Below are 24,096 nucleotides of genomic sequence, written 5' to 3'. Positions count from 1 at the left end.
GCAAGCGCTCGCCAAAAAGTTCTGCCGGTAGCGATGAATCGGGGTCGGCCGGTCGGTAAGTACGGGTGTGAATCACTCGACAGAAGGAGCAGGGACCATGGGCCACGTCATCGTCACCGGATTCGTCAGCCTCGACGGCATCGTCACCGACCCCGACGGCTCCGGCGGCACGCCGGCCGGCGGCTGGGCCTTCCGGCACGGTCCGGAGACGCACAGCGGAGACAAGTTCCGGCTGGGTGAGCTGATGGACACCGGTGTGCTGCTGCTCGGCAAGAACACCTGGCAACTGTTCAGCGAACTCTGGCCAAACCGCACCGACGACTTCTCCACCCGGATGAACAAGATGGCCAAAGTCGTCGCATCGCACACGCTGACCGACGTGTCGGCCTTCCCCAACTCGACGCTGATGCAGGGCTCGCTGGCCGACTACGTGCGGTCCGAGCCGCGGACGATCGCGGTCACCGGCAGTGTGAGCGTGATCCGGGCTCTGCAGGCCGCGGACCTGGTCGACGAGTACCGCTTGATGACTCTGCCGTCGGTCGTCGGCAGCGGCGAGAGGATGTTCGGTCCGTCCGACCACCCCGTCCACCTGCGGCTCGAGTCGGTCGTGCCGGCCGGCGCTGCCTCACTGGCGACGTACGTGCGTTGACCCTGTGGTTGGCAGGATGGCCGGGTGATGGTGTGGATCGGTGGCGCGCCAGGCGCGGGGAAGTCGACGATTGCTCGGGAGTTGGCGCGGCGGGGTGACCTGCCGCTGCACCCGATCGATCTGTGGACCTACGCCCACCTGGACCGGATGCCGCCGATTCGGCCGCTCGCGGAGGACCTGGCCGAGGGTCCGGAGTACGCCGCCGATGCCTTCGTGCGGATCGCGCGGTTGCGGCTGGAGCTCGTCGCCGAGGATGTGCGGGAGCGTGAGCTGGGCGACGTTTCTGCGCTGGTCGAGGGTCCGCAGCTCTTCCCTTCGATGGCTGACGACGTCGCGGCGGCGGTCTGGTTGGTGCCGGACGCGGAGCAGACCCGGCGTGCGCGGGAGGAGCGGCTGGCCCGAGCGGACGATCCAGCTGGTCGGGCGCGGTTGGAGAGTCTGCTGGCGCGGGACGCAGTACTGGCGGACCGGGTACGGCGCGAGGCTGCGGCGCGCGGGCGCGCCGTCATTGAGATTCCGGCCACACCGGACTGGTCAACTATCTCGGCCGCCGTGGAGTCGGCGCTGGGTCCTCTGCCGCGGCTGGCGGCTGGTGAAGAGCTCTCCCGCCAGCGGCGGTACGAGAACCTGGCGGCGTGCCGGCAGGGGCGATTGTGGCAGGCGGACATCGGGCTCGCCGAGCTGCCGCCGTACCCGTTCGCGTGCGAGTGCGGCACGTCCGGTTGCACTGAGGTCTGGTCCGGTACGCCGGACGAGTACGACGCGCGTCACAGTCAGGGATGGCTGATGACTCACCCAGCGTGCTAGGGTCTATCCGGTTGATGTTTTGCAGTTCCACGTTCGTTTCGAAGCGCCCGCGGATTTGTGATCCGCCGGGCGTTTTGTCGTATCAGGAGAAAATCATGGCTTTGGGAACAGTGAAGTGGTTCAACGGCGAGAAGGGCTTCGGCTTCATCTCCCAGGAGGACGGCGGCGCTGACGTGTTCGTCCACTACTCGGCGATCCAGACGCAGGGCTTCCGCTCGCTGGACGAGAACCAGAAGGTTGAGTTCGAGATCGCACAGGGCCCGAAGGGCCTGCAGGCGGAGAACGTCCGCCCGGTCTGAAGTGCTTGACGGCAGGCCCGGGTCACCGGGCCTGCCGTTCTGTACTCCACAGGTACTCGCCGTCTTCCACCACGTCGGTGCGCGCGAGACCTACGGCCGCTGCCACAGTGGCCGACGCAGTGTGATCCGGATGGACGTGCGCGATGATCCGGTCGATGTTCTGTGCTCGTAGCCAGGTGACGAGTCCCTGGGCTGCCTCTTTCGCGTAACCCCGGCCCTGCCACGCGGTGCCGATGACCCACGCGATCTCCGCCGTACCGCTCGTGATCGTCGCTTGCACGAAGCCGATCAGGTCGTCATCGTGCTGGATCACCCAGTTGAGCCATTGCTCGTCTTCACGGCCCGGGCCTTCGAGCTGCCGGGCGTATCGAGCTTCCAGTACGTCGACGGTCGGCGGCTCGCCACCGGTGAACGTGTAGAGGCTCGGGTCGGCAAGGACCTTGGCCATCGCTCCGGCGTACTCGACCTTGAGCGGCAGCATGGTCAGGCGGTCCGTCGCGATCATCGCGCCACCGTAGCGCCATTTGCCGGTCCGGCAACATGAGGCTTGATGCGCTCGGTGATGGGACCAGACTTGTCGGCATGATCGAGATCGATTGGGCTGAAGAGGCCGGGCGGCTGCGTGCCTCCGCCGAGGGCGAAGGCGACTGGAACGCGGCGGTGGCCCGCAGTCTGGTGCGGGACGGCGACAAGGTCGTGGCAGATATCGGCTGTGGCGGCGGCGGGATGGCCAAGGCACTGGCGGAGGCGCTTCCTGGTGCGACGGTGGTCGCTGTGGACGCGGATCCCGACGTACTGGAGCAGGCGCGGCAGCACACTGCCGGACTGGTCCGGTGCGAGCTGGCGTCGATGGACGAGGGGGCAGAGCCGTTGCGTCGGGCAATCGACGCGCCGGCCGACCTGATTTGGGCGTCGGCCTCGGTGCACCACGCCGCCGACCAGCAGGCCGCTGTGGACGCGCTGGCCTCACTGCTCGCGCCGGGCGGGCGGCTGGCGCTCGCCGAAGGCGGACTGCCTGCTCGGTACCTGCCATGGGACCTCGGGGTCGGCGAGCCCGGGCTGGAGCTGCGGCTGGACCTGGCGCAGGACAGGTGGTTCAAGGTGATGCGGGAATCGCTACCGGGGTCGGTGCCGATGCCGTACGGGTGGACCGAGGCGCTGACTCGGGCTGGGCTGACTGATGCGACTACGCGGAGCGTGCTCACCGAGACGCCGGCACCGCTGACGCCGGAGCGGCTGGAGGGGCTCGTACAAGCGTTCCGGACGCGGATCGCGCGGATGGCCGGTGAGGGGCACGGTTCAGGGCATGGCCACGGGCATGGTCACGGGCATGGGCACGTTGTCGCGGACGAGGAATGGCTCGAACCGGAGGACCTGGCCGTCTGGAAGCAGTTGCTGGACGCCGACGGGCCGTACTACCTCGGACGGCGCCGCGACCTCGCCGTACTGTCCGTCCGCAGCATCCACGTGGGGTACGCGCCGCGCTGACAGGGCACGCCGTCGCAGGAGTGTCGGCGGCTCGCCGTAAGGTGGGTGCCCATGAACGACCGGCTGGTGTGGATCGACTGCGAGATGACCGGCCTCGACCTGGCGGAAGACGCCCTGATCGAGGTCGCTGTGCTCGTCACCGATTACGAACTGAACGTGCTCGGTGACGGGATCGACCTGGTGATCGCTCCACCACCGGCCGCGCTCGAGCAGATGGGCGACTTCGTCCGCGACATGCACACCGCGTCCGGACTGCTCGAAGAGCTCGCCAACGGCATCCCGCTCGCCGACGCCGAACAACAGGTGCTCGACTTCATCACGTCGTACGTGAAAGAGCCCCGCAAGGCCGCCCTCGCCGGCAACTCCGTCGGCACCGACCGGACCTTCCTCGTCCGCGACATGCCCCGGGTCGAGTCGCACCTGCACTATCGCAACGTCGACGTCAGCTCGATCAAAGAGCTCGTCCGCCGGTGGTACCCGCGCGTGTACTACGCGACGCCCGCCAAGAACGGCAACCACCGCGCCCTCGCCGACATCAGCGAAAGCATCGACGAACTGCGCTACTACCGGCAGACCGTGTTCGTCCCGCAGCCCGGACCCGACTCCAACGCCGCCCGGGCCGCCGCCAGCCTCATCGCCGCCCCCGTCCAGGACACCCAAACCGGCTCCTGACACCTCGATTTCAGCTCCGGACAGTTCGTCGCTATGATTGCTCAGCCGTCGCGGTTCAGACGGCAATGGTGGGTGTAGCTCAGCTGGTAGAGCACCTGGTTGTGGTCCAGGTGGTCGCGGGTTCGAGTCCCGTCACTCACCCGATGGCCGGCCATGCCTGCGGATTGCGCAGGCTTGGTCGGCTTCGTCATTTTGTGCGGCTGCGCTTCGCTTGCCGCGGGCGGGGGCTTCGCCACCCGCACCCCCTTTGCCTTCGCTGCGCTCGGCTGCTTGGGTCGGGCTTTGCCTTCGCTGCGCTCGGCTGCTGGGGCTGGGTTTGTCGTTCGGGCGCTGCTGGGGGATGGGAGGATGCGGGGGTGAAGGGTTCTCTGTGGTTCGGTTATGGGGTCGTGGTGCTCGTGACCTTCGTGGTGGGGTTTCTCGGCTTTGCTGTTTGGGTGCTCTCTAAAGTCTTCTGACTTGGGTGTGATCTGAGCCTGTGGTTGATGCGTCTTTAGGGGTGAGGCATCGACGAGAGGGTGTGGATGAGATCGACCGAGGAGTTTGAGGAGTTCGCTCGGGCACGGATACCTCAGTTGTATCGGACTGCCTGGTTGCTGTGTGGGGATCGGCATCACGCCGAGGACCTGGTTCAGGACACGCTTGCGAATCTGTTGAAAGCCTGGCACCGGATCGACAGTCCAGGGGCGTATGCGCGGACGTCACTCGTGCGGACGTATATCTCTCAGCGGCGCCGTAAGAGTTGGTCTGAGCGGCCTACTGAGAGTGTGCCTGAGGTGGTTGAGCGGGCGGGGGATGTGGACTTGCGGTTGGCGTTGCAGGGTGCACTGGGGGAGCTGGCGCCGTTGGATCGCGCTGTGCTGGTGCTGCGGTTCTTCGAAGATCGCAGCGTCGAGCAGGTGGCGCTTGATCTTGGCAAGAACGCCAGTGCGATCAGCACTCGCACCGCTCGCGCCCTGGATCGCCTACGGGCGGTTCTTGGTGACGAGGCCGTCCAGCTGATCGCGCATTGAACCGAGGAGAACACATGAACACCCAACTCACTGACCTGATGAACCGGGCCACCGAGAACCTCGAGCCGGTTACTGCCGACCTGCTGGAGCGGTCTGTCGCGCAGGGGCTGCGGCAGCGGAGGCGGCGTACGGCGATGCTCACTGCGAGTGGCGCTGGTGCCGTGCTGGCCACTGCCGGACTGATCGGGGGCGGGATCCAACTGCTCAGCTCCCCTGCTGATGCTGGAGTCGCTGCTCCGCTGACCAAGCCGTCCGTGAAGTCGTCCACCAAGACTCCGCCTGCGTCGGTGACGCCGAAGGAGACGCTCGCCACGCTGCGGTCGCTGCTGGCGGCGCGTGGGCTGCAGCTCAGCCGGCCTGAGACCTGGGGCGGCGGGGACTTCGCCGGTGCTGCGTACGTCGTCGACGACGGCAAGGGGGCTGCCCGGGTCGACGTGATGGTGTCCGGCGGCGGTGAGGGCAACCCGTGCGTGGCCGTCCGTTCGGGCTGCACCACCCTGGCCGACGGCTCGGTGCTGTACGCCTCGCCGGTCGCCCCCGAGTACTCCGACGGCCGCCAAGCGCAGTACGGCGTCGTCAGCCGCTTCGTGACGCTGTTCCGCAAGGACGGCCGCAACATCAACGTCACCAGCTACAACGGCCCGGCAGAGAAGGGCCAGCGCCACACTCGGCCGAACCCGATCCTGTCCGCGGCCGAGCTCTCCGATCTGGCCAAGAGCAAGTCCTGGAAGCTCCCGCCGGTCAACACGGTCAAGCCATCGGGCAAGGAATCGCTGAAGGTCAAGACGAAGTAGCTCGCGGGATCAGATGCTCTTCCAGTGCAGCGATGAGGTCCGTCAGGTGGCGGACCTCATCGGCCGTGCAGGGGGCGAGCGGCGGCGCGCAGTGGGGTGGGCACAGGCCGCGCGTGTTCAGCAGCGCCTTGACCGTTGGTACGCCAGGGCGCACCGTGTGGATCTTGGTCAGCGCAGTGGACAGGTCCTGCAGATGATCGAGATCAGCGCCCGGGGCAACCATCTGGAGCGCTAGCCCCGGCGCGAGGTTGGCGATGCCCGGTGTGATGCCGTGCGCACCAGCCCGTACGGCGTCCGCCAGGCCCTGCTCGTCGCCCTGGCTGACCTCGATCCCGAGCGACAGCAGGTACCGCAGCATGTCCGGGTCGCCGGACGAGTCTTTGACGCCGGCCAGGTACGGCTGCGCGGCGCTTGCAGACTCCTGGGTGAGCAGCGTCGAGCGGGGCGTGTTGTAGGCGATGACCGGCAGACCGTGCCGGCTCAGTGCCTCGAAGTGGGCGACCACCTCGTCGGCACGATGCTTGAAGAAGGTCGGCGGGCTCGACACGACCGCATCCGCACCCGCCGCGGCAGCGTCATCAGTTCGCCGCTCGGCCTCCGCCGTACCGGGTGCTGTGACGTTGACCAGGATCGTCCCGTCCGGAACCAGGTCCCGCCAGCGCTTCACCACACCGGCTGTGAAGTCGCCCGATACCTCGGCCGGGATCAGCGGTCCTTCCCCATTACTCCCGAGCAGCATCAAGCGGCGTACGCCGACCGAAGCCATTGCCGTGAGCAACTTCTCTGCAGCTTCGGCGGACGGCACACCGGACTCTGACATCGGCGTCACCAACGGCACGACCACGCCGCTCAGCAGACTCATCCCTGCCACCTCTCGTCGTCGAACAGCGTGACCTCGCCGCGCTCCATCAGCACGATCAGGCTGAGCAGCGCGCCCCAGGTCTGGAACGGCTCGCTGTTCGGCTTGTCGCAGGCAGCGCCGTGCACGCTCGAGTAGTTCTCGTGGATGTGCCGGTGCTCACGCCACTCCTTCAGCACGAGTCGTTCGCTGCCCTCTGCCAGCCAGGCCGCAGCGTCCTTCTCCCCCGCCCGCCGCAGGCCCAGGTACACAAGGAAATTCACCGGCGGCCACGCGCGCAGCTCCCAGTACGACGTGTCCTTGAGCTCGATCTTCTCGTTCCGCGGCGAGGTCGGCAGGATCCACTCGCCGCCGAAGCCGTCGTCGGCGAGCAGGTGTTCGGCCAGCATTCGGCCTCGGCGCTCAGCTCCCACACCGGCCAGCAACGGGTAGAAGCTCATCGTCGACAACCGCTCCGTGAGCTGGCCGGTGTCGGTTCGCCGGCTGCGATAGATGCCGGCGGTCTCGTCCCACAAGGTCTCCATCGCGTCAACGACGGAGCCGTGCCTCGCGCGCAGTTCCGACGCGGCATCCGTTTGACCGAGGATGTCTGCGATCTCCGCGAGCGATTCGCAATCCACGGCGTACAGGCTGTTGAGACCGACGTCGTGCGCGGCGAGCAGGCTCTTGGTCTGGTCGAACGGCACGTCGTCGAAGACCGGATGCCCGTCCCAGCCGCTCTCGCAGGTCGCACCGAAGTGCTGGTGGATCCGCGGGATGTCCTGCGGCGACGGATACTCGGGGTCGAAGTACGTCGAGCCCGCGCAGAGCAACTCGCCGTCGCGGCGGACGCGCCACCACCAGCGGTTCCAGGACAGCAGCGTGTCGAAGCACTCCTCCAGGAACCAGCGGTCGTCGAACCGCCGGTACAGCTCGAGGACGGTCATCGAGCCGACCGGTGGCTGCGAGCCGTCGTACGTCTTGCGGCCGGTGCCCTGTTCGACGTTCGGGACGAAGCCTTCCGGGGTGACGGCGCGGAGCATCTCGACGACGTTGAGGTAGGCAACGGCCTTGCTGTTCGGCGCCGCGAGCAGGGCGTTGAAGAACGCGTCCCAGCAGAACAGCGCGTAGCCGCCGCGCTTGCCGACGTTCCACAGGCGGCTGACGCCGGTGATCACGCGCGACTTGGACGGCTCGTAGATGGTGTTCCACGAGATCGAGTCGCGGACGATCTCCTGATGCTCCACGCTCGCTGTGGCTGGCGTTGCGGCTGCTATGAAGTCGGCGACCTCGGCCAGGGTCCGCGGCCGGCCTGTGCTGACGCCGACAGCTTGTGCGAGGTCCAGGGCGAGGTACGGGCCGTCGATGTCGCAGTACGGGTCGTCGACGTGCGGTGTGGTCGCGTAGACCTCGACCGTACGATCTGCGGTGGCACGGATGTGGTCTGGCTCGCGGACGACCGTGCCGGGGCGGTTCCACAGGTAGCTGACACCGACCGTGAGCAGTGCGCTCTTCGGCTGGTTGGCCGTTGGCGTCACCAGCACCACCAGGTCCTCGCCGGCGTGTGCGGTCTGGACGCGGATCGTGATGCCGGCCCAGGTCAGCGTGGTCTCGGTGTAGCTGCCGTCGTACGCGTGCGGGCCGAGCGTCACGGTCTCGGCGCCCTCGGCCCGACGGCCGATCTGCGTCGTACGCAACGACGTACCGCGGTAGTACTCCTTCAATCCGAAGGAGAGGCCGAGCGCGTCCGGGAGCAGGACCTGGGTGAGCACACTGCGGGTGTCCCAGGTGTTCCAGCCACGCGCCACATCGTCCTGAAGCCGGTCGTACTCGATCGTCATGCCACCAGCCTCGCACCGAAATCGATGCTAATGCGAATTACTTCACGGCGAGTACGCCGTGTGTCACGAGCTCGACGCCGATCGCGAGGGTGAGGAAGCCGATGATCCGGCTGAGTGCGCCCAGTCCCGTCGGCCCGAGCTTGTCGACCAACGGCGTACCGAAACGCAGCAGGACGGCGACGAGACCTGCCAGGACGACGCCCGCGACGATCACGCTCAGCCGGCTCTCGATCCCGGGGTGCCGCGCGGTCAGTGCGATCACCACGCCGATCGCGCCCGGCCCGGCGATCAACGGCAGCGCCATCGGCGAGAACGACACATCGGGCTTCGCCACCCCGTGCGTCTTCTCGTCGTCGGTCAGCGTCTCGCGGGAGACGATCATCCCGAAGCCGGAGTGCGCGACGACGAGGCCGCCGGCGATCTGCAGCGCGGGCAGGCCGATGCCGAGCCCTTCCAGGACAAGCGTGCCGAGCAGCGCGAACACGGTGAGGATGCCGAGCACGTAGACGCCGGTCATCACCGCCTGGCGTCTCATCGCGGCGCGGTCGACGCCCCCCGTCAGCCCCGCGAAGGTGGCCAGCGCGCCGATCGGATTCGTGATCGGCAACAATGCAGCCAACGCTGAAATTGCCACGTGTACGGGCTCCACGGGCGGGAGCGTACACCCGCCGACGGGCCGAGAAGGGGCAGCTTGCCGTGCGCCATGAAGTGACACCCGCGGACACCGCGCTTGCCGTCGGCAGTGGGGACGTCGAGGTCCTCGCCACGCCGCGCCTGCTGACCTGGCTCGAGTACGCGACCGCTCAGCTCGCCCTGCGCGTGCTCGATCCCGGTCAGACCTCGGTCGGTACGGCGGTTCGCATCCGCCACCGGCTGCCGACCCGCGTCGGCGACACCGTGGACATCGTGGCGGACGATCCTGCCGTGGATGGTCGCCAGTTGCTCTTCCGGGTCCGCGCTACGAACTCGGCTGGTCAGCTGATCGCGGACGGCGAGCTGGAACGCGTCGTGGTCGATCGCTCGCGGTTCCTCGCGAACGTGCCCTAGGACGGTTCGACGTACCAGGCCGGTAGCTGGCTCGGCTGCAGGCTGGTGGCGTCGCCGGGGCGCGAGAGCGTGAGGATCGCCTGCTGGATCTCCTTGCGGGCGTTGAGCGCGTCCTCGATCGCATACAGCCGGGCGGCCACCTCGGACTCGGACTCGTTCCCGGTGACGTCGACCGCGGCGACCATGAAGATCCGGTCGGCGCCGACCCACTCCATGTGCAGGAACGTGATCCGCTCGATGTCCTTGTGCTCGAGCAGCGCGCGGAGCACCCGGTTCCGCGCGAGCGGCGTCACCGCCTCGCCGGTCAGGAAGTCCATGTTCCGGCTGATCAGGAACAGCGCGACCGCGCCGAGCAGGATGCCGACCACGATCGACCCCACCGCGTCCCAGGCCGCGTTGCCAGTGAGCTGGTGCATGAGGATCGCGAGCGCAGCGATCAGGATGCCGATCAGCGCGGACAGGTCCTCGACGAACACCGCCCGCAGGACCGGGTTCGACGTGAGCCGCACGTACCGCCACGGTCTGAGCATCCGCTCCAGCGCACCGGCCTTCGTCTGCCGCATCGCCTGCGTGAACGAGATCCCCTCGAGCACGAACGACACCCCGAGTACGGCGTACGCCCAGCCGTACGACGTACTGTCCGCCTCGCCGTGCTGGAGCGACTGGACGCCGTGCCAGACCGAGACCGCGGCGCCGACCGTGAACAGGCCGAAGGCGGCGAACATCGACCAGATGTAGCCGACCCGCCCGTACCCGAGCGGGTGCGTCCGATCGGCCGGCTTCTGCGCCCGCCGCTCCCCGACCAGCAGGAAGATCTCGTTACCGGTGTCGGCCCAGGAGTGCGCCGCCTCGGCCGTCATCGAGGCGGACCCGGTGATCACGGCGACGACCGTCTTCGCGGCCGCGATCAACAGGTTCGCGCACAATGCGACCAGCACTGTCAGGAGGCTCTCGCTCCCGTCCGCCTCGTCCTCGGTGCTCACACGACGACACTAATGCCCCGCCGGCGGTCTATCCGACTGCCGCGACGACCTCGAACAGGAGTGGCGCGCTCGGGCCGGGTCCGCCCAGCGGCGGATCGCAAGGTCAGGCCCAGATGGCGGCTGATGAGCCGTCCGCGAATGTCTCCGGTGGGTTCGGGTACGCGCGGGCTCGCCCGGCCGCGTACCGTCCGGCCGACCACGCAGCCGCGGCCGCGTCGAGTACGTCGTCGACGCCCGCCACCTCACCCGCCAACCCGATATCTCCAACCACACTCATCCCGACCCCCGCAAGCAACCGCCGTCGCTCCTCCCCGCCCGCCCAAGTGGACTTCGCATGCGACAACGGCCGACCCGCCATCGTCGCGAAGCACACCTCCGGATGTACCTCGATCACCGCACAGCGCGCACCCGGCACCCACGCATCGACCTCAAGGATCCGTTTGGCCAACGCGAACGCCTGCTGACTCACGCCCTTCCCCGTCGCCTCGACATTCAACGCCGTCGCCTCCGCATGCGTCGGGGCCTCCAACGCCGCCCGCACAGGCGTCGCGAACACCGACGACGCCCGCCTCCCCACCACCCGCCGCGCCAACACGTCCGCTTCCCGCGCCGCGCTCACAGGAAACCCGATCGGAATGTCGATCCCCACCACCGCCAGCGACCCATCGACCTCGGCCCGCTCAACCAGTTCGCCGATCGTCACAGCGAAGTACGCCCGCAGATCTCCCGCGATGCCGATCCAACCCTTCTTGCACGCATCGACCCCGAGCACCCGACTAGTCACGGATCAGGCAACGCGACGGGAGATCAAACCAACGGAGGTGATCGAAGTCGGTATTCACCTGGCCTTCCGGATCGCTGACCTGCTTACACGTAGAGAGCAGGTCCCGAGCCTCAGCAAGGTAGTCGTCGAGAGCAGACTCGGGCGCGGTGTGATCGTGGCGCGGGTACCTGAGCGTGCCGTCGGCGTCGTACCCGACCTGCGACAGCCGCATCGGCGGCTCGACCGGCCCTCGATGATGCCGCCACAGACCGTTCGACGGGTCGAAGCGGTAGTCCCCAAGCAGCCGCCACCCGTCACGGGCGACCAGCTTCACCGCCTCGACGACGTACGTGAAAACAGCCTCCGAGATGAAGTAGTTGAAGTTGACCCGCACCCAGCCCGGCTTGATCCCCTCACAACCATGCAGGATCTCCTCCTCGAACAGATGCGAGCGGTCGATGTCGATCCCGAGCAGCGTGTGACCGTACGGGCCGGCGCACGAGCACCCGCCGCGCGACTGGATGCCGAAGAGGTCATTGAGCAGCGCGACCACGAAGTTGTGGTGCAGGTACCGCCCGGACGGAGCCTTCACCACGAACGACACGATCGACAGCCGCTCGGAGTCGAGGTTGCCGAGGATTTGCAGGCCAGGCTCGGCCTTCCACGCCTCGACCGCCCGCCGCAGGTACGCATCCTCGTGTGCGCGGATCACGTCGATCCCGACCGCCTGTTTCAGCTGGAATGCCAGCCCGGCCCGGATCGACCCGATGATCGCCGGCGTCCCGCCCTCCTCGCGGTGCACCGGGTCGTCGAGGTACTTATGCTCGAGCGGGTTCACGTAGGCGACAGTCCCGCCACCCGGCACATCCGGCACCCGGTTGCGAAGCAGTTCCCGCCGAGCGACCAGTACGCCGGGAGTCCCCGGCCCGCCGATCAGCTTGTGCGGACTGAGGAAGATCGCGTCCTTGTACGACAACGGGTCCTGGTCACGTCCGCCGTACATGTCGATCTCGACGTACGGCGCGGCCGCGGCGCAGTCCCAGAACGACAGGGCGCCGTACCGATGCAGGAGCGCCGAGACGCGCTGCGTGTTGCTGACGATGCCGGTGACGTTGCTGGCCGCGGAGAACGATCCGATCTTCACCGGCCGATCGACGTACTCCTGCAGCCTCGACTCCAGCTGGTCGATGTCGATGTGGCCGTCGGTGTCCTGACTGATCACGACCACATCAGCGATCGACTCGCGCCAAGGTAGCTCGTTCGAATGGTGCTCGTAGGGCCCGATGAAGACGACCGGCCGCTGATCGGGCGGTATCTGATCGGTCAGGTGGTACGTGTCGTCGAGCTCGGCCGGGATCCGCAGACCCATGATCCCGATCAGCTTGTCGATCGCCCCGGTCGCACCGGATCCGCAGAAGATCAGGGCGGTCTCGTCGTCACCCCCGACGCCGTTGTGGATGATCCGGCGGGCGTCCTCGCGTAGGCGGGTGGTCTGCAGACCGGTCCCGCTCGACTCGGTGTGCGTGTTCGCGTACCGCGGCAGGACCTCGTCGCGGATGAAGTCCTCGAGGAAGGTCAGCGCGCGCCCGGAGGCGGTGTAATCGGCGTACGTCACCCGTCGCGGACCGTACGGTCCAGGCATCACCTGGTCGTCGCCGATCACCGACGCGCGGATCCGCCGCAACAGCGGCGAGTCCGGCGGCATCTCCCCCTGGCTACTCATGCCTCAGAGTAGGGCGCACGAGTGACGTTCGTCTCGTACCCGGCGCCGCGTCTGTGGATAAGGTCGGTCGGAGTCAACGGCGAGGAGTTGGGATGACGTTTTCCGGCGAGCTGTGGGACCGCGGTGCCGCCTCCGTGTACGACGACATAGTCCGGCATCCGTTCATCACCGGCCTGACCGACGGGACCCTCGACCACGACGCGTTCCGGTACTTCATCATCCAGGACAGTCACTACCTCCGCGCGTACTCGCGGGCGCTCAGCCTGGTCGCGGGGCGCGCTCCGGACGACGATGCCGTCAGCATGTTCGCGCTGCACGCCGCTAACGCCATCGCGGTCGAGCGGGAGCTGCACACGTCCCTGCTGGAGTCACTGGGCATCACCGCCGACGACGTCGACGCAGCCGGTTCCGGTCCGACCACAACGGCGTACATGTCCTATCTGACAGCTGTGTGTGCCACCGGCACTTACGCCGAGGCCGTGGCCGCCGTACTGCCTTGCTACTGGATCTACCGCGACGTCGGGCGGGAGCTGCTCAAGCGGTCCTCACCGGACCCGCTGTACCGCAAGTGGATCGAGACGTACGGCTCGGAGGAGTTCGACGCGGTCGTCGAGGACGTGCTCGCTGTGACAGACGGACTGGACGTGGGAGCCGCAGAGCGGGACCGTTGTCATCAGCACTTCGCGATGACGTGCCGCTACGAATGGATGTTCTGGGACGCCGCTTATCACGAGCTCGATTGGCCGGTGGGATGAAGGACTTCTACGACGTCGTCATAGTCGGCGGTGGGCACAATGGCCTCGTCGCCGCCACGTATCTGGCCCAGTCCGGGCTGTCCACGCTGATCCTGGAGCAACAGGCGCACACCGGTGGCGCAGCAGTCAGCGAGCGCGTGTTCCGTGGTGTGGACGCCCGCCTGTCCCGGTACTCATATCTGGTCAGCCTGCTGCCCGACAAGGTCGTCGCCGACCTCGGCCTGAGTCTGGACCTCCGCTCGCGCGCGGTCGCGTCGTACACCCCGGTACGCCGGTCCGGCCGCGACGTCGGCCTCATGGTCGAGCGACCAGAGGGGGCGGTCACGCGCGAGTCGTTTCAGGCCCTGACCGGCGGTGACGCGGAGTACGCGGCCTGGGCGGACTTCTATGGCTCGGTCAGCTCGCTGGCCGAGGCCGTGGCGCCCACTCTGCTCGAGCCACTCCAGACCGCCGCTGACATGCGTGCCCGTGTCGACGGTGCGCTCTGGGACGAGCTGGTGGAGCGGCCGCTCGGCGAGACCATCGAGCGGCGCTTCACCGACGACACTGTCCGTGGAGTCGTCGCGACGGACGGCGTCATCGGTACGTTCGCCGGACTGCACGACAAGTCCCTGATCCAGAACCGCTGCTTCCTCTACCACCTCATCGGCAACGGCACCGGTGAGTGGCGGGTGCCTGTGGGTGGCATGGGAGCGGTCACCGATGCACTGGCCGCTGCAGCTCGGCGTGCAGGCGCCGTACTCGTCACCAACTCGGCAGTGACCGCTGTCGAGGTGGACGGGGTCCGCGGTTCGGTCACCTGGCTCGGCGGCGACGGTGAGCGGTCAGTGGACTGCTCCTGGGTGCTCTCGAACGTCGCACCGTCCACCCTGGCTGCGCTGCGTGGTCAGAGCGGCGCGGAGAAGCCGGAGGGGTCGCAGCTGAAGATCAACCTCCTGCTGCGTCGTCTGCCGGCCCTGAAGACCGGTGACGATCCGGCGCGGGCGTTCGCCGGTACGTTCCACATCGACGAGGACTACAGCCAGCTCGAGACGGCGTACCAGTCCGCCCTGCGCGGTGAGCTGCCCGCCGTGCCGCCGTCCGAGGTGTACTGCCACTCGCTGACCGATCCGACGATCCTGTCCCCCGAGCTGATTGCCTCCGGCCACCAGACCCTGACGGTCTTCGGCGTCCACTTCCCGGCCCGATTGTTTGCCTCAGACAACGATTCCGTCCGCACCGAAGCCACCCGCCGCGTGCTGGCCGGTCTCGAGTCGTACCTGGCCGAGCCGCTCGAGGACTGCATCGCCCGCGACGCCGACGGCAACCTCTGCATCGAGGCCAAAACGCCGTACGACATCGAGGCATCCGTCGGCATGCCCGGCGGCCACATCTTCCACGGCGACCTCCAATGGCCCTGGGTCACCGACCCCTCCGAAGCCGGCCGTTGGGGCACCGAAACCGACGTCGCCAACCTCCTGATCTGCGGCTCCGGCGCCCGCCGCGGCGGCGCCGTCTCCGGCCTGGGAGGCCACAACGCAGCCATGACCATCCTCACCCGCTAACCGATTTCGCATCTCCACGATCCCCCTGCTACGATCCTCTTCGTTCGAAAGCAAGAAATGCGCCGCTAGCTCAATTGGCAGAGCAGCTGACTCTTAATCAGCGGGTTCGGGGTTCGAGTCCCTGGCGGCGCACCAGCATCACCGCTGGTCAGAGGCTCCTTCCGCACATCAGCGGATGGAGCCTCACTCACGTTCAAGGGGCCAGTGGTCACCGATTGGTCACGCAGCCGCTCCGATGCGGTCACAGACGCCGCAGGCTGATCACGGTCGGCCCGCGGCACCATCGCGACTGCCCCCTCGGCCGCTGCCCGACCGACGCCACCCAGTAGATGGGTGTAGGTGTCGGCAGTGATCGCATGCGACGAGTGCCGCAGCACTTTGCTGACGACGGCAAGCGATGCGCCCGATCCGATCATCAGCGACGCCGTGCCGTGACGAAGATCATGCAGACGAACCGGCCGCAGACCTGCCTCGATAGCGAGCGCCTTGAAGGTCTTCGTGATGTAGGTCGGCTCGTACGGCGCCCCGTTCTCCCGAGCGAACACCAGGTCATGCCCGGCGTACCCGGTGCCCCACTCCGAGCGCTCGAGGTCCTGCTGCAGCCGGTGCGCCATCAGCGCGCCGATGGTCGCCTGTGAAAGCTCGATCACGACGTCGTCGCCGCTGTCCGATTTCGGCGGGGCGAAGATCGGCTCGCCATTCTTCACGCCGGCCAACTGCTCGGGTACGACGAGAATGCCGGCGGACATGTCGACGTCGCGCCACCGCAGGCCGAGGGCCTCGCCGCGGCGGAGCCCACAGAACGCGATGACCTCGAACAGCGATCCGAGCCGGTGCGCAGCGACGTGGTCGAGGAATGCTCCGAGCTCGGCCGGGCTCCACGGGTTCACCTTCGGCCGCGTCGCGTCCGGAAGGGTCACATAGGCGGCAGGATTTCTGCTGATCCGCTGCGCCTTCACGGCTGCGTTCAGCGCCGACGACAGGCAGGCATGGATCCGCTTGAGCGTGGTCGGCCCGAACTTGCGCCCCTTCGTCTTCAGGGCGTTGTCGGCGAGGATCGCGTCGTATCCCTTGGTGATGTGCTCTGCCGTAAGTTTCGCCAACGCGACCCGGCCGAGCTGCGGCAGAAGGTAGTCGTCGACGTGCTGCCGGTAGACCTGGGCGGTCGCCGGGCGAATCTTCTTCCCCGCGGCGGATGCGCCGGTCGGCTTGGTCTTCTCGGCCAGCCAGAACGCCAGCCACTCCCCCACGGTCATCCGGTCATCGATCGGCTCGTGGCGTCGCACCTTTCCGATCACCGCGTCGAGCGCCTTCTGCGCCTCGTCCTGGGTGCGGAACCCTCCTCGGCGGACCTGCCGACGATTGCCGGTCTTCGGATCCGCGCCTACGTCGACGACGAACGACCAGCTGCCGTGACGCTTGTTGCACGCCTTCCGCCGGCCGCGGGTGTCGTACTCGACCAGGCAACTACATCTCTTGAACGTCGAGCCTTTCATCTCACTCTCCTCCCTGCCCGGGCATCTTCAGCAATCCCCGATTGCGCGCTTCCTTCAGCCAGCGGTGGGCCGTCGAGACCGGGACAGCGTTCGCCTCGGCAAGATCCCGAGCCGCCTGGTCGCTGATGCTTGCCTGGGCCAGATAGGCCTCAGCGACCTGTCGATAGAAGTCGTCCGGCCGCCGACGGGTTCCGGGATCCTTGATCTTCAACTTCGGCCGCAGCGTCGCCCGCGACCGCGGAGGTAGCGCGTAGACCCACTGACCTGAACCGGGGAAGTCATCTGCCTGGATTTCATTCGTCGGCGCCAAGAGCGGTCGAAGTTGTTCAGCGATTGCCGGCCGGTTGATGGCAGCCGTGATCCGCGCCACTGGAATGGTCCGCAGGAACGCGCTGTTGAACGCCGCTCCACTCTGGGCGGCCACGCGGAGCTCACGCATCTCGATTGGTGCGTCCGGATCGTCAGTCTCGGGACCGACTCGCAGCTGCACCAGGAGCTGTCGCTCTTCCGTCTCGGGCGAGTGATAGCCCGCCCATCCCGAGATCCCTCCAACGTCGAAGGTCAACGACTCGTGGCCGTCCTTACTGAGGGGGACGACCAAGGGCTCGGGCTGGTCGTCTCGCACGTTCGCCATGATCTTGAATCTAGTGCCCTTGTTACCTCTGGTCAACAACTGCAGTCGCATACGTCTACAACTGCAACTGTTGACTTTGTTGCATTCGGATGACTAGCGTGTGGACATGGAGTCTACGACTGCCACCGCTGACGGTGGCCTGGTTGAGCGTCTCCGCGCCGCGCGCCTTCCAGCGCCGGCATCGCGGAAGAGCATTCGTGAAGAAGCTGGTGCAACGCTCCGCGACATCGCGGACGAACTCGCAGTCAGCCCTGTGACGGTCCTGCGCTGGGAGCAGGGCAAGTCCGAACCCCGCCTCGAGCACGCGATCCGCTACCGGCGTCTTCTCGACGAGCTCCGGGAGATCGCATGACCCGCGATGAACTGTTGGCACTCCCCGCGACCGTCGACCTGCCCACCGCGGGACGGGCTATCGGCATCGGCCGCAACCAGGCCTACGAGCTCGCTGCCCGCGGCGAATTCCCCTGCAGGGTTCTCCGACTCGGAGCTCGATACAAGGTCGTCACCGCCGACCTGCTCGAACTGCTCGGGCTCTCCCCTGACAAGCAGCGGGGCTCCGTCGCCACAACGGAGCCCACAGCCGCCACTCTCAACACCGACGAAGAGGTTCAGCGTGTCCACGGTAGCCCACCACCGGCAGCCTGATGCCCAAACGAGTCGCACGGAACAGCTCCGGGGGCCGATGGAGCAGGACCGCGACCGCATCATCACGAGCATCCGCACCGATGCGGCAGAGCACGACGGGCGGATCAGCGTCAACCGAGTCCGCCGGGCATTGACGGGCCAGGTCGGCCTGCCCCAGATGATCGGCGCCACGTACTCAAGCCTCGCCCGATCAGGTGTCATCAAGGTCGCCGGCTGGGAAGTCAGCGACGACGCCTCAGGCCACCACCGTGGCGCCGTAATCCGGACGTGGCGTCTCACCGAAAGGCGGTCACGATGATCGAGATCGTCTACGTCGATACGCATGCTCACCGACAGGTCGTCTCCGCGACCGCTGAACACGCCGACGGGAAGCGATACCGCATTGGGCATCTGCCCGGCGAAGGGTGGTTCTGCCTGTGCCGCAGCCGAGCCTGCAGCCAGCTCGCGGAACTGCAGTCCCTCGTCCCGCGTATCCCTGCCAGGCGGGACGGTGCACGATGAATAGTCACGCTGCATCGGAGAGCGACGACACACCAGTGCTGACCCGATCCTGGCGTCCAGTCGACCTCGGCTCCGTCCTCGACGGCTCCTGGGAACCACCAATCCCCACAGTCGGTCAGCGCACCGACGGCCGCGGACTGTTCTACCTCGGCAAGTGCCACACGGTCGTCTCCGAGACCGAAGGCGGCAAGACCTGGTTCGCGCTCGCCGCCACGAAGGACGAGATCAGCTCAGGCAACCACGTCGTCTACATCGACTTCGAGGACGACGAGTCAACCGCCGTCCGGCGCCTCCTCGCACTCGGCGTCGACCGCGACCCGATGCTGAAGCAGCTGCACTACTTGCGGCCGACCGACCAGCTCGGCGCCGGCGTCCACCGCGACGATCTGATGATGCTGCTGGCAATCCACACGCCGACGCTCGTCGTCCTGGACGGCATCACCGAGGCGATGGTGCTCCACGGCATGAACCCACTCGACAACGCCGACGTCGCCAGGTTCGGCCGGATGCTCCCGCGCAGGATCGCCGACCGCGGACCAGCCGTCGTATCCCTCGACCACGTCGTCAAGGACAAGGATGGCCGCGGCCGCTACGCCCTCGGAGGCGTCCACAAGCTAAACGCGCTCGACGGCGTGGGATTCATCCTCGAGAACCGTCAGGCCTTCGGCATCGGTCTCACCGGCCGGTCCACGGTCAAGATCTCCAAGGACCGCCCCGGGCAACTGCGGCACCACGCGCTGCCAAGCAGCGGCGGGCTCCACTGGTACGCCGACCTAGTCCTCGACAGCCGCAGCGACCACAGCGCAACCATCGCCATCGAGCCACCCGGCGATACCCAGCCCCGGTCCGACTGGCGCCCGACAGTCCTTATGCAGCGCATCTCGGACCTGCTCCAGGAGAAGGGCCCGCTCGCCCAGCGCGCCATCCTCACAGCCGCCACCGGCAACCGCACCAAGCTCAAGGAAGCCCTCGACTTCCTGATCGTCGACGGCTTCGTCGCGGATCAGACCCCACACGCCCTCATCCGCCCATTCGCGCCGGCACAGGAGTCGAAGTGAAGCCCGTTCCCACCGTTCCCATGCCGTTCCCTGCCGTTCCCAGGAAACGCACGGCGTACCCGTTCCCCCGTTCCCCGCTCTATAAGGAACGGGGAACGGGGAACGCCCCCACGAACACCTCCCCGGCTGTCCCCGATCTTGGACTTGATGATCCAAATCCAAATCATCATCCAGTCACCCCGGCCTCCGTGACCGTCAACGGGACAGCACCACGCACCCTCCCCTTCACCCTCGCCACCGCATCACCGCAGGAACGATGCAAGCAACATCGGCACGATCTCGAAGGACTCAGGAGACGCGCGGCAGCCGCCGGCGGATGCGGCTGGCGGCCGGACCTCATGTCACTCGACACCCCATGTCCCTGGCCGGCCGAGCTGCGGCAGGAGGGGGCAGCCACCTCGGCCTCTGGCCATGCCCGCCGCCGCGCCACCAGCCGCGGCCACTCGGAAGCGTGTGACCACCGTGTGACCAGGTGGCCCGTGACCTGCGGGTTTGCACCTCCCATCGGATTCGTAATCAGCGGGTTCGATCACCCGCGTCGCACGAGAAAGGCCCACCACGCATGAGCAGGAGCAACCCTCTCTCCTCCCGATGCACGGCGACGTCGAAGGCAACCAAGCTGCAGTGCACCCAATGGGTAGTCGGTGGCGGAGTCTGCTTCCACCACGGCGGCGCAGCTCCGCAGGTCGCGGCGAGTCGTGAGGCGCGAGTAGCGGTGTGGGAAGCGGCCAACCGCGGCGACCCCATCGAGGTCCGCGACCCAGGTGAGGCCCTGCTAGCTGCCGCAACGACAGCTGACGGCCTCGTGCAGCGGTTGCAGCACGAGCTCGCGGAAGCGGAGCGCCTGGCCCCCGCGACGCTGATGGCCCTCGGCGAGTGGCTGGATCGGGTCGGCCGGCTGTCCAAGACGGTGCTCGATGCGCGGATCGACGAGCGGCGCACCAGGGTCTCCGAGGCGCAGGGGCAACGGATCTTCACTGTGCTGCGCGATGTCTTGGTCGAACTCGGCCACGACGTGACCCCGGGCTCTCCCACTGCGCAGGTCGTGGTGCGGCACCTGCGGGCGATGGCCGAACCGCCGGCGGTGACGTCGTGAAGGGCTCACAGATGGCCACCGAGGACGTGTACGCCGTCGCGCTCAACGTCCTGTCCGCGGTGGTCGATGCTCCCGGCAAGGAAGACGCGATCCTCGACGTGCACAACCTGCTCCGCGATCTCGACGAGGTCGCGCTGCGCAGAGTCGCCGGATGCATCGCGATCGAGCTGGTCTGGTCGCGGCTGCCTGTCGCTCTCGCGCACAGCCTTCCAGGTCGTGAGCGTGACGCCGGGCTGGTGCAGGCCGCGTGGCAGCCCGCGGTACGCCGGTGGGTCGACCAGCTGCGCCTCGAGGTCGCCTGGCAAGCACCGGACCGATCGAGCGAGGAGGCAACGTCATGATCGCCAATGTCCTGGCAACAGCGAGGTGGCACGTACGGCGCCGGTGGCGTCGGCTGCGAAGCGGCGCCCGGCATCGCGCGCAGCGCCGCGCGGCCGGCATGGCCGGGCACATGACGTGGTTCGAGTGCTACAGCATGGCTCTCGACGCGTTCGACCTCGCGCTCGGGCCGAGCGGCGGGGAAGCGGAACGCCTGCTGCTACGTCTCTTCCTGCCACTGAACGCCTCCGAGATGACACAGGTCGCCGTCGCGATGGCGATGCTCGGCCGCCCCGGCCTCATGGACTCGCATCAGCACGAAGACCTCGAGCTGATGAAGCTGCAGTTGGCGTGGATCTGGACTCCGGAGATGGAGCGGTGAGCCGCCGGGAGTTCGCTGCTGCCCGGTCGGCCGGCCTGCTGGTGCGCAACGAGGTACGGCTGGTGCGTGCGCTCGAGACGTCGGCGGTGACGCTGCTGGTGCGGTACCTGCAGGCGCACGGCTTCCCGTACGTCGAGCGTCAGCCGTCATCGTCGAACCGGGCGTTGGATGCGATCGCGGGTACGCCGGGCGTGGTGTGGTCGGTGCGGTCGACGCGGGATCCGTCCGGCGTTCCGGATGTGCGGCAGGTCGACGGGTGGCTGGTCGCGTTGGAGGCCTACGTCCGCCGTGTGGGCGCCGACGTGGCGGTGCTGGTGGTCGCTGTGCCGGGCGCGCAACTGTCGGAGGTCGCCGGCTGGCGGGCGGTCGTCTCGCATGGTCCTGGACGGCGCTGGCGGCTGCTGGTGGGCGCTGTGCCGCCGTTGCTCGCGGCAATGGGGTACGGCGGCGCCCCGTGCCCGGACGATCCGCCGGAGGCCGCGTGATGGCGGCCTGTGTGTGTCAGGTCGGTATCTGCCCGGTGACGACGGCCGTCGCGGTTGCGATCGCGATCTGCTTGCCGGCGCCGCCGAATCCCTCGAGGATCTTGCGGGCTCGCGATCGGGTGTCGTCGTCGCTGGCGTTCGCGGCGATGGCCTCGAGTGCGGCGATCATGCGTTCGAGGCCGGTTTCAGGAGTGGGCCAGAGGCCAACTGCCCGCGCGGCGCTCTCGCTGATCCCGGTGATGTCCTCGAACTGGTCGAGGTGTTGGACCTCGATGTATCCAGCAGAGATGAGGCGCGCCGTCGCTGCTTGGTGCTGTTGCTCGCTGAGGCCTACTGCGGCAGCGGCCTCGTGGCCCCAGATGGGTCCGTGGGGATTCGCTTCTAGCCGCTGCGCGATCTCGATGAGGAATGGCAGGTCACGGCTGTTCCAGGTGTCGTCGAGCTTCTCCATGGTTGCGTCCCTCGCCGAGCTTGCGGTGTCGTGGGCCGCCACGCTATCCGCGCAGTTGCGTTCTGTCTGCAGCTCGGCAGAGGCCGCCTGATGGCGCGTGCTCTGCTGTCAGCCTCGGTGCCTCCGCTGGCCGCTGCATGGTTGCTCCGTGAGGTGGGCGGCCAGATGCGGCAGGCGGCCGAGGACTGCGCTCGGCTTGGAGTTCTAGACGTGGCACGTGACCTGTTCCGGGCTCATGCGCAGTTGCGTGCCGCTGCCGCTCAGCTGTCGGACGAGGAGGTCGCCGCTGCAATTTCCGCTGACGGAAGTGCGGAAACGGAAGTCGCGTCCGACTCGGCAGGGTTGGAGATATCCACCGCGGATGCCGCGATGCGGCTCGGACTGACCCGGGAGCGGGTGTGCCAGCTGCTTAACGCCGGCGACCTGCTCGGCCGTAAGTCGGGGAAGGCCTGGAGGGTGCACGCGCCCTCGGTGGATGACCTGATCGAGAGCCGGAGGGCCGCATGACGAGCAAGGAACCATCAGAGGCGGAGGTGGCGATCGCCATCGCTGAGGCGTTCAGCAGGAAGCCACCTCAGTGGGCGGTGGAGGCGCGGCAGCGTGAACTGCGTGAGGCCGGGGAGCCGACGATGTCGGTGAACGAGGCGCTGAACGTGAAGATCGCGGAGGCCTTCGGCTCGGTCGACCCGGCGCGGCTGGCTGAGGCCGACCGCGTTTTCGCCACGCCTCGGTCAAGCACGGCGACCGCTGGCGACCTGCAGGGTCGGATGACGGCGCTGATTGGTGAGGTGGCTGCGGAGGCGCAGCGGACGATGGGGCTGTCGCCCGAGCGGGCGAAGCTTGAGGCGCAGAGTCAGGCCATGTTGTGCCGCGAGAACTCGAAGAGCGTCGCGGCAGCGGTGACGGCGCTGGAGCGGCATCGGGATGCGATGCGGCAGAGTCCGGGGGTGCGCCGATGACCGCCAAGCAGACGCCGCGTGAGGCAGCCGCGGCAGAGGTCGAAGCGCACAGGGCTGTCGTTGCCCGGTGGGAGGCCGAGGAGGCTGCTGCGACCGCTGAGTTGAAGTCCCTGCAGGAGCGGGCCGGCGAGGAGGTCCTGGCTGACGAGTCGGCGGCTGTGCGGCTGTCGAAGTCGATGGCGGAGCTCCGGGACCGGATCGACATCGCGTCGCGCGCTGTTGCCGCGGCGACGCCCAGGCTCGAAGCTGCGGCGCGAGCTGTGGTACTGGCGGAGGCTGATGAGGTCGACGCTGAGCAGGCTCGTGCGCAGGCCAGGCTGGACGGGTTCGACGCCCGGCAGCAGGAGTTGCTGACGGCTCTGGAGGAGTTCAGCGGCCTGCCGTGGATGGTGGATCGTGGCGATGAGCCGGGCAGCAGCGTGGTGATCGTCTCGAACGCCGGCGGTCCTCGCGAGATCGCGCAGAGCCCGCGGGAGTCGTTGTGGCGGGCCGTTGAGTCCGCGAAGCGGAAGGCCTGGGCTTTGCGAGAGATCGCAGACGGCCGCGACCCGCACAACGAGCTGGCCGTCCCGTTCGAGGGCAAGCGTTTCGAGGGGATCATCAACGGCCCTGATCCGCGGGAGTTCTACGGCTCGTCGACCTGGGGTCCGGAAGCGGTCCTTCCTGCGCCGGCTTACCTGCGCGCGATGGACGCCGGGATGGCGGACGAGCCTGTGGTCGGCCCGACCGTGGCTGCGCGGGCCTGAGGCTTACCCATGATCTCGGACGCCGGCAGCCCCGGCGGGCATTCGCTCCCTGGTGCCCGCTGGTGGACCGGGTTGACGTCGGGGTTGTCCTCCTGCCCGACGTTCGCCA

30 protein-coding genes, 2 tRNA genes and 1 pseudogene are annotated in these 24,096 nt (G+C 67.7%); 23 read left to right on the top strand and 10 right to left on the bottom strand.

The genetic code is table 11. The features are described 5' to 3' along the window. Positions 1 to 97: 97 nt before the first annotated feature. From EV645_RS19890 to EV645_RS19880, 3 genes are all read left to right on the top strand, one after another. The gene (locus tag EV645_RS19890; protein ID WP_130445360.1) at positions 98 to 649 is read left to right on the top strand and encodes a dihydrofolate reductase family protein; all 552 of its coding nucleotides are present in this window, start codon (positions 98 to 100) and stop codon (positions 647 to 649) included. A gap of 27 nt (positions 650 to 676) precedes the next feature. Then, the gene (locus EV645_RS19885) at positions 677 to 1,456 is read left to right on the top strand and encodes a P-loop NTPase family protein (protein WP_130445489.1); all 780 of its coding nucleotides are present in this window, start codon (positions 677 to 679) and stop codon (positions 1,454 to 1,456) included. A gap of 95 nt (positions 1,457 to 1,551) precedes the next feature. After that, positions 1,552 to 1,755 (top strand): cold-shock protein, encoded by a 204-nt coding sequence (locus tag EV645_RS19880; protein WP_130445359.1) that lies wholly within the window; start codon positions 1,552 to 1,554, stop codon positions 1,753 to 1,755. Between the two features lie 22 nt (positions 1,756 to 1,777). On the opposite strand, the gene EV645_RS19875 is transcribed toward EV645_RS19880, so the two are convergent. Beyond that, positions 1,778 to 2,260 (bottom strand): GNAT family N-acetyltransferase, encoded by a 483-nt coding sequence (locus tag EV645_RS19875; protein WP_130445358.1) that lies wholly within the window; start codon positions 2,258 to 2,260, stop codon positions 1,778 to 1,780. Between the two features lie 77 nt (positions 2,261 to 2,337). Between EV645_RS19875 and EV645_RS19870 the strand changes: the two genes are divergently transcribed. The 5 genes from EV645_RS19870 (at position 2,338) to EV645_RS19850 (ending at position 5,722) form a co-directional block, all read left to right on the top strand. Next, entirely contained in the window at positions 2,338 to 3,243 is a 906-nt protein-coding gene (locus EV645_RS19870; protein ID WP_130445357.1) for a class I SAM-dependent methyltransferase, read from the top strand. Positions 3,244 to 3,294: 51 nt separating this feature from the next. Next, complete coding sequence (orn, locus tag EV645_RS19865) at positions 3,295 to 3,915, top strand: oligoribonuclease (protein WP_130445356.1); 621 nt, start codon at positions 3,295 to 3,297, stop codon at positions 3,913 to 3,915. A gap of 68 nt (positions 3,916 to 3,983) precedes the next feature. Beyond that, positions 3,984 to 4,056: transfer RNA gene (locus EV645_RS19860), tRNA-His, on the top strand. 383 nt (positions 4,057 to 4,439) lie between these two features. Next, a complete protein-coding gene (locus EV645_RS19855) occupies positions 4,440 to 4,928 on the top strand; it encodes a SigE family RNA polymerase sigma factor (protein WP_130445355.1) in 489 nt (162 codons plus the stop codon). Positions 4,929 to 4,942: 14 nt separating this feature from the next. Continuing rightward, a complete protein-coding gene (locus EV645_RS19850) occupies positions 4,943 to 5,722 on the top strand; it encodes a hypothetical protein (RefSeq protein WP_130445354.1) in 780 nt (259 codons plus the stop codon). On the opposite strand, the gene EV645_RS19845 is transcribed toward EV645_RS19850, so the two are convergent. Genes EV645_RS19845 through EV645_RS19835 form a run of 3 tightly spaced genes read right to left on the bottom strand, consistent with a single transcriptional unit; the run spans position 5,709 to position 9,050 of the window. After that, a complete protein-coding gene (locus EV645_RS19845) occupies positions 5,709 to 6,584 on the bottom strand; it encodes a dihydrodipicolinate synthase family protein (protein WP_130445353.1) in 876 nt (291 codons plus the stop codon). The genes EV645_RS19850 and EV645_RS19845 overlap by 14 nt on opposite strands. Then, positions 6,581 to 8,401, bottom strand: a complete 1,821-nt coding sequence (locus EV645_RS19840) for an MGH1-like glycoside hydrolase domain-containing protein (protein ID WP_130445352.1) — start codon at positions 8,399 to 8,401, stop codon at positions 6,581 to 6,583. Before EV645_RS19840 ends, EV645_RS19845 begins: the two co-directional genes overlap by 4 nt. Before the next feature lie 37 nt (positions 8,402 to 8,438). Next, the gene (locus EV645_RS19835) at positions 8,439 to 9,050 is read right to left on the bottom strand and encodes a MarC family protein (RefSeq protein WP_130445351.1); all 612 of its coding nucleotides are present in this window, start codon (positions 9,048 to 9,050) and stop codon (positions 8,439 to 8,441) included. A gap of 47 nt (positions 9,051 to 9,097) precedes the next feature. Here EV645_RS19835 and EV645_RS19830 point away from each other — a divergent pair, with 47 nt between their 5' ends. Then, the gene (locus EV645_RS19830; protein ID WP_130445350.1) at positions 9,098 to 9,448 is read left to right on the top strand and encodes a thioesterase family protein; all 351 of its coding nucleotides are present in this window, start codon (positions 9,098 to 9,100) and stop codon (positions 9,446 to 9,448) included. On the opposite strand, the gene EV645_RS19825 is transcribed toward EV645_RS19830, so the two are convergent. The 3 genes from EV645_RS19825 to EV645_RS19815 all read right to left on the bottom strand — a co-directional run bounded on the left by EV645_RS19825 (position 9,445) and on the right by EV645_RS19815 (position 12,917). Continuing rightward, on the bottom strand, positions 9,445 to 10,431 hold the full coding sequence (locus tag EV645_RS19825; RefSeq protein WP_198681720.1) for a cation diffusion facilitator family transporter: 987 nt from the start codon (positions 10,429 to 10,431) through the stop codon (positions 9,445 to 9,447). The two genes, EV645_RS19830 and EV645_RS19825, sit on opposite strands and share 4 nt — an antisense overlap. A gap of 103 nt (positions 10,432 to 10,534) precedes the next feature. After that, entirely contained in the window at positions 10,535 to 11,215 is a 681-nt protein-coding gene (locus tag EV645_RS19820) for a DUF429 domain-containing protein (protein WP_130445349.1), read from the bottom strand. Beyond that, entirely contained in the window at positions 11,208 to 12,917 is a 1,710-nt protein-coding gene (locus EV645_RS19815; protein WP_130445348.1) for an aminotransferase class V-fold PLP-dependent enzyme, read from the bottom strand. The genes EV645_RS19820 and EV645_RS19815 overlap by 8 nt, the downstream gene beginning before the upstream one ends. A gap of 92 nt (positions 12,918 to 13,009) precedes the next feature. Here EV645_RS19815 and tenA point away from each other — a divergent pair, with 92 nt between their 5' ends. The 3 genes from tenA to EV645_RS19800 all read left to right on the top strand — a co-directional run bounded on the left by tenA (position 13,010) and on the right by EV645_RS19800 (position 15,351). Then, complete coding sequence (gene tenA / locus EV645_RS19810) at positions 13,010 to 13,672, top strand: thiaminase II (protein ID WP_130445347.1); 663 nt, start codon at positions 13,010 to 13,012, stop codon at positions 13,670 to 13,672. Continuing rightward, the gene (locus EV645_RS19805; RefSeq protein ID WP_130445346.1) at positions 13,669 to 15,216 is read left to right on the top strand and encodes a phytoene desaturase family protein; all 1,548 of its coding nucleotides are present in this window, start codon (positions 13,669 to 13,671) and stop codon (positions 15,214 to 15,216) included. Before tenA ends, EV645_RS19805 begins: the two co-directional genes overlap by 4 nt. Before the next feature lie 59 nt (positions 15,217 to 15,275). After that, a tRNA-Lys gene (locus EV645_RS19800) sits at positions 15,276 to 15,351 on the top strand. 203 nt (positions 15,352 to 15,554) lie between these two features. Here EV645_RS19800 and EV645_RS43385 read toward each other — a convergent pair. After that, positions 15,555 to 16,712: pseudogene (locus EV645_RS43385) on the bottom strand (site-specific integrase); the annotation flags it as partial. Position 16,713: 1 nt separating this feature from the next. Next, positions 16,714 to 17,346: a hypothetical protein gene (locus EV645_RS19785; protein WP_130445345.1), complete on the bottom strand. Its 633-nt coding sequence runs from the start codon at positions 17,344 to 17,346 to the stop codon at positions 16,714 to 16,716. A 106-nt stretch (positions 17,347 to 17,452) separates the two neighbouring features. On the opposite strand from EV645_RS19785, the gene EV645_RS19780 reads away from it, so the two are divergent. From EV645_RS19780 to EV645_RS19745, 8 genes are all read left to right on the top strand, one after another. Beyond that, a complete protein-coding gene (locus EV645_RS19780) occupies positions 17,453 to 17,698 on the top strand; it encodes a helix-turn-helix transcriptional regulator (protein WP_130445344.1) in 246 nt (81 codons plus the stop codon). Further along, positions 17,695 to 17,991, top strand: a complete 297-nt coding sequence (locus EV645_RS42290; protein ID WP_198681719.1) for a hypothetical protein — start codon at positions 17,695 to 17,697, stop codon at positions 17,989 to 17,991. Before EV645_RS19780 ends, EV645_RS42290 begins: the two co-directional genes overlap by 4 nt. Positions 17,992 to 18,028: 37 nt before the next feature. Then, positions 18,029 to 18,289 (top strand): hypothetical protein, encoded by a 261-nt coding sequence (locus EV645_RS19770; protein WP_130445343.1) that lies wholly within the window; start codon positions 18,029 to 18,031, stop codon positions 18,287 to 18,289. Positions 18,290 to 18,488: 199 nt separating this feature from the next. Continuing rightward, on the top strand, positions 18,489 to 19,550 hold the full coding sequence (locus EV645_RS19765; protein ID WP_198681718.1) for an AAA family ATPase: 1,062 nt from the start codon (positions 18,489 to 18,491) through the stop codon (positions 19,548 to 19,550). Positions 19,551 to 20,112: 562 nt separating this feature from the next. Further along, entirely contained in the window at positions 20,113 to 20,646 is a 534-nt protein-coding gene (locus EV645_RS19760) for a hypothetical protein (protein ID WP_130445342.1), read from the top strand. After that, positions 20,643 to 20,987: a hypothetical protein gene (locus EV645_RS19755; RefSeq protein WP_130445341.1), complete on the top strand. Its 345-nt coding sequence runs from the start codon at positions 20,643 to 20,645 to the stop codon at positions 20,985 to 20,987. Before EV645_RS19760 ends, EV645_RS19755 begins: the two co-directional genes overlap by 4 nt. Then, positions 20,984 to 21,346 (top strand): hypothetical protein, encoded by a 363-nt coding sequence (locus EV645_RS19750; protein ID WP_130445340.1) that lies wholly within the window; start codon positions 20,984 to 20,986, stop codon positions 21,344 to 21,346. The genes EV645_RS19755 and EV645_RS19750 overlap by 4 nt, the downstream gene beginning before the upstream one ends. Then, positions 21,343 to 21,831, top strand: a complete 489-nt coding sequence (locus EV645_RS19745) for a hypothetical protein (protein WP_130445339.1) — start codon at positions 21,343 to 21,345, stop codon at positions 21,829 to 21,831. The genes EV645_RS19750 and EV645_RS19745 overlap by 4 nt, the downstream gene beginning before the upstream one ends. Before the next feature lie 16 nt (positions 21,832 to 21,847). Here the strand turns inward: EV645_RS19745 and EV645_RS19740 are convergent, their stop codons facing one another. Next, positions 21,848 to 22,282, bottom strand: a complete 435-nt coding sequence (locus EV645_RS19740) for a hypothetical protein (protein WP_130445338.1) — start codon at positions 22,280 to 22,282, stop codon at positions 21,848 to 21,850. Between the two features lie 210 nt (positions 22,283 to 22,492). Between EV645_RS19740 and EV645_RS19735 the strand changes: the two genes are divergently transcribed. The 3 genes from EV645_RS19735 to EV645_RS19725 are packed head-to-tail and all read left to right on the top strand — an operon-like array spanning position 22,493 to position 23,987. Further along, positions 22,493 to 22,789 (top strand): helix-turn-helix domain-containing protein, encoded by a 297-nt coding sequence (locus tag EV645_RS19735; protein WP_130445337.1) that lies wholly within the window; start codon positions 22,493 to 22,495, stop codon positions 22,787 to 22,789. Next, on the top strand, positions 22,786 to 23,241 hold the full coding sequence (locus tag EV645_RS19730) for a hypothetical protein (protein WP_130445336.1): 456 nt from the start codon (positions 22,786 to 22,788) through the stop codon (positions 23,239 to 23,241). Before EV645_RS19735 ends, EV645_RS19730 begins: the two co-directional genes overlap by 4 nt. Further along, positions 23,238 to 23,987, top strand: coding sequence for a hypothetical protein (locus EV645_RS19725; RefSeq protein WP_130445335.1), 750 nt, complete (start codon positions 23,238 to 23,240; stop codon positions 23,985 to 23,987). Before EV645_RS19730 ends, EV645_RS19725 begins: the two co-directional genes overlap by 4 nt. Positions 23,988 to 24,096: the final 109 nt, after the last annotated feature.

It is taken from the genome of Kribbella rubisoli (assembly GCF_004217145.1).
Taxonomy (GTDB): Bacteria; Actinomycetota; Actinomycetes; order Propionibacteriales; family Kribbellaceae; genus Kribbella; species Kribbella rubisoli.
Note: the sequence above shows the minus strand (reverse complement) of the source record. Positions and strands in the feature narration are given on the sequence as shown.